The organism is Gordonia sp. NPDC057258, assembly GCF_042668985.1.
Taxonomy (GTDB): Bacteria; Actinomycetota; Actinomycetes; order Mycobacteriales; family Mycobacteriaceae; genus Gordonia; species Gordonia hongkongensis.
This window is the reverse complement of the sequence record NZ_JBHUXZ010000069.1, coordinates 270-2,864: the sequence shown is the minus strand read 5'-3', so window position 1 is coordinate 2,864 and position 2,595 is coordinate 270. Positions and strand designations below refer to the sequence as shown.

Genomic DNA, 2,595 nt, shown 5'->3' with positions numbered 1-2,595 from the left:
TTTATGAACATAAAAATTCATTGGTCTACCGCATTGACCCTTCGAGCCGACCCAACGCTGATATACAGCCTCTCTGTGCTCGAGAGCGTGGACGACGTGCCGGGGGTCTACGTATTCGCGAGGAAGTACGGCCATCGCATCACCCCGCTTTATATAGGGAAAGCTCTAAATCTAAGAGGGAGAATCAAGCAGCAATTGAACAATCTGAGGCTGATGCGTCAAATACAGGACTGGGAAAAAAATGGCGCTCGCGTCCTTTTGCTTGGGTATTTGAAGGTTCACGGTTCGCAAGATGTGGGAACGGCGCTGGACGTCATCGAGCGCGCGCTAATTGAACATGGGCTTGCCGAAGGGCATCCACTCGTCAATGTACAAGGTACTCGTACTCCATTTCACACGCTAAGCTTCACAGGCAATAGAATGTCGGAGCAGGTTGCACCACGTCAGATGTTCGTCAAAGCATGAGGGCGAGTTCTCTTCGAGGGCCGACCTTCTGGGACCTGTCTGGGATAACTATGGATTTCCGCCGAATGAGGAGACGGACGATATGCAAGCAGTTGTCGTCCGTCCCGGCGATACAGTATCCGTTATCGCTGAAATGAAGACACACCGGCAAGCGCGAAGAACACTACCGACCTTGACCCCCACCCATTAACCCAGGCGTTATCGCGCGGGGCCACACGTTTTGCCCTCCTAGACCGTGCAAGCATTGGACGGCAGTGTTCCTCTATCACTTTCTTCACACAACTCGTTCAGTTGATAAAGCCACGTCCACTAGCGCATTCGCCTCAGCAAGATTCATGCGCTTCGAACTCGGGCCGTCCTCTGGCAATCTAACAAACGTTCCATCGTCGCTCGGCTCGCACAACCAAATGCACAGCTTCATTGCGCGAGTAATTCCGACGTAAGCCAGCCGCCGCGCCTCGTCCCTCTGCGCATCGTCATATGGTGTTGCCGATTTCACTGAACCTAGTCCGGCCATTTTGTACAGCGAATTTCGTAAATTATTGGTCGAGCTGTATTGTGTGTCACCGATAAGGATGACGTACTCTGCTTCCAGCCCTTTGCTCTGGTGAAACGTGGTCGCAAGAAACCGCTCGGAACTCTCCCCCTTAAACGCGTCACATATCTGCATGAAGACGGGATTCACTGAGCCACGCGTGAGCACATAGAGACGCTCATCAGTGGGTAGACGGTCAAGTATCGTACGTACAAGAGCCACTGCGTCCTGGGCGTTGAATTCCGACACGAGCGCAACCGGATGCTTCAAGTCACGCCATTTTCCCTTCGCGATACCACCCTGCTTGCCGGGAAATTGCTCTGTTAGGTCGGATAGCGAAGCTTCCGCAGCGGAGACGACATACGCCGACGACCGATAGTTATCTCTAAGGCGGTACGTCTGGTCGCGTGCTCCCTTGAAATACCGAGGGAAATGCAGGAAAAACTGTGGAGAACTACCGCGCCACCCATAGATGGACTGCCAATCGTCCCCAACGCACATTACCGACGGAGCGTCGGAGTCACGGGATACCGCTCGAAGTCGCTCGTGCATAGCGACAACAAACTTCACAATAACGGGCGAGATATCCTGAAATTCATCTATGAGCAAATGCTTCATAGTCAGGAGAGAACCGCCGTTCACCTTGTCGAACCAGTCTCCTGAGGTAGACAGCTGTGAGAAGAGTCGATTGAACGAGACGACGCCTTCCGTCTTGAATGTCCGATAGAGCTCTTCAAAGAAAATGGAAACTGCGGACGCGAAATGGTGTTCAACTGAGTCAGGAGTCAACCCTTCGGCATTTTTAATTCTTCGTGGGTCCAATGCGAGATTCTCGGCAAATGTACCGAATTGATACAACGCCTCGTCGATTGCCGCCGTCTTGTAGTCGCCTGGCGGGACGGTCTGGAACTTCGGCGCATCGGTTGACGCTCTACCTGTGTCGAGCGCCAGCAACTTGGCCAGATTCTGGAGTTGCCAAGCGTGCCGTATATAAAGAATAGATTTGTCGCAAAAGCCGAGCAGAACCTGCACCTTGTTCCACTCCATGCTGCCGGCGGCCCATCCTTTGTGAGTAGGCTTGCTCCGCAGAAGAGTACCTTTAATGTCCTTGTGAACACCGAGTACTACGTATGCATTCAGACGCGGAACGTAACCATTCGCCTGAAACAAGGAGCCGTAGGCTGCAAGCTCGAACGGTTTGCCATTGTTGTCGACCTCGCTCACACCAGCTATAGGCCAGAGCTTTCGTTTTTTCCAATCGCCTCCTGAACTTCAGCGTCGTCTGGGCTCCGAGGGGCCATCGGCTGGATGGATGCTTCGAGAATTTTTTTGATTGCTACACGAAATGGCTCGCTCGATGCAAAGGAGCGGCGGTAGACACCGTCCAGAAACTCGGCCTGCTCTATTGTTAGGTCCGAGGAGAACAGGTTCAATAGCTGATTTGCTTCTGATTCGTTTTCAGACAACTCCGCTAACACAGGGTCCCCCGTCCAATTCGGCCTCGATGTCAGCGAGCGTCGGCGACGCCTTGCCGCTACGCGCCTTGACTGGTGCGCCGAGGAACTCAAATATGCGCGTGTTCGGGTCCATAGCAC

The 2,595-nt window shown here is 53.2% G+C and carries 2 protein-coding genes; one reads left to right on the top strand and one right to left on the bottom strand.

Translation table 11 applies throughout. The features are described from left to right. Positions 1-465, top strand: a 465-nt coding sequence (locus ACFUEJ_RS24070) for a GIY-YIG nuclease family protein (protein ID WP_388032347.1), incomplete at its 5' end; no start/stop codon positions are given. Positions 466-739: 274 nt separating this feature from the next. Here the strand turns inward: ACFUEJ_RS24070 and ACFUEJ_RS24065 are convergent. Continuing rightward, the gene (locus ACFUEJ_RS24065; RefSeq protein ID WP_388032345.1) at positions 740-2,224 is read right to left on the bottom strand and encodes a UvrD-helicase domain-containing protein; all 1,485 of its coding nucleotides are present in this window, start codon (positions 2,222-2,224) and stop codon (positions 740-742) included. Positions 2,225-2,595: the final 371 nt, after the last annotated feature.